The organism is Paenibacillus thailandensis (genome assembly GCF_042685365.1).
Lineage (GTDB): Bacteria > Bacillota > Bacilli > Paenibacillales > Paenibacillaceae > Paenibacillus_AP > Paenibacillus_AP thailandensis.
Genome location: NZ_JBHUMY010000046.1, coordinates 1 through 1361, shown reverse-complemented (window position 1 = coordinate 1361; position 1361 = coordinate 1). Strand labels below are relative to the sequence as shown.

General features: G+C 53.8%; 1 protein-coding gene. It reads left to right on the top strand.

Annotated features, from left to right (window positions below; genetic code table 11):
* Window positions 1-80: 80 nt before the first annotated feature.
* The coding region (locus ACFSW5_RS26075) for an IS5 family transposase (protein WP_379280482.1) at window positions 81-1361 on the top strand (1281 nt) is incomplete at its 3' end.

Sequence of the window (1361 nt, the reverse complement as noted above, 5' to 3'; positions counted from 1 at the left end):
TCATCTGCAAAGAAAACACGGAAAATCGGTAAAAAACCTTGCAGATGGAGTGAGCGAAAGTGTTCGTGCTGAATCGAGATATGGCAGACTTGTTGGAAAACTTCTATTTGCCCTTTGGCGGAAAATTAAATCCAACCAATCGGTGGGTGCAGCTTGCGGCGATCATCCCTTGGGACAAAGTAGAAGAGAAATATGTGAGCTCGTTCAAGTCCCCAGCCATCGGCCAAAAGGCGTACTCGGCACGTATCGCCCTCGGCTCGCTCATCATCAAGGAGCGCCTTGGTTTAAGTGACCGCGAGACCACCTTACAAATCCAGGAAAATCCATATTTGCAGTTCTTCTTGGGCTACACCGCGTATGTCGATGAAGTGCCGTTTCATCACTCCCTGCTCACGCATTTTCGGGAACGGCTCGGCTTGGAAATCCTAGCTGAAGTCAACGACTGGATCGCCCAAGCCGCGCTGCAAGCAGAGCGAGAGGTCGAGGCGAAACCGAAATCGTCCAAGCGAGATCGCGATGACGACGACAACGACGCGGGCGGCTCGCAGCTCACCATGGAGGTAGGGGACGCTTTCTCTATTCCCGAGGAGCCCCCTGTTGTGGCGAAGAAACCCCGCAACATGGCGAAAAAGCTACACGTCCTGCCATCTACAGCCGCACCGACAGCGGAAGTCATGAACAAGGGCACCCTCATGCTGGATGCGACATGCGCGCCTGCGGACATCAAGTATCCGACTGACTTGGGGCTGCTGAATCACGCCCGTGAAATCCTGGAAGACATCATCGACGTACTGCACCGTCCCCATGTCGGAGCGATGGAGAAGCCGCGCACATACCGCGAGAAAGCCAGAAAATCGTACCTGAGTGTTTCCAAGCAACGCAAGGCATCGGGCAAGGTGATCCGCAAAGCGATCAAAAAGCAACTTGGCTACGTGGGACGGAATCTGCGGATTATTGAAGCCCTCGTGAAGTATACGCCTCTCACGGAACTGAGCAAAAGACACTATCGCCAGCTTCTGATCATCTCGGAGCTCTACCGTCAGCAGCGCGAAATGATGGAGAAGAAAACACATATCGTCGCCGATCGCATCGTGAGTATCGAACAGCCGCATGTACGTCCGATGGTTCGAGGCAAAGCTGGAGCGAACGTGGAGTTCGGCGCCAAAATCGCCGCCAGTCTGGTGGACGGTTACGCTTGGATCGAAACGGCACAATGGGACAGCTTCAACGAGGCAACCACGCTGCAAGCATCGGTGGAAGCGTACAAACAGCGATTCGGGTATTATCCCGCCGTCATTCTAGCCGATAAAATCTACCGCAATCGAGACAACCTGAACTATTGCAAAACGCTAGGGATTCGC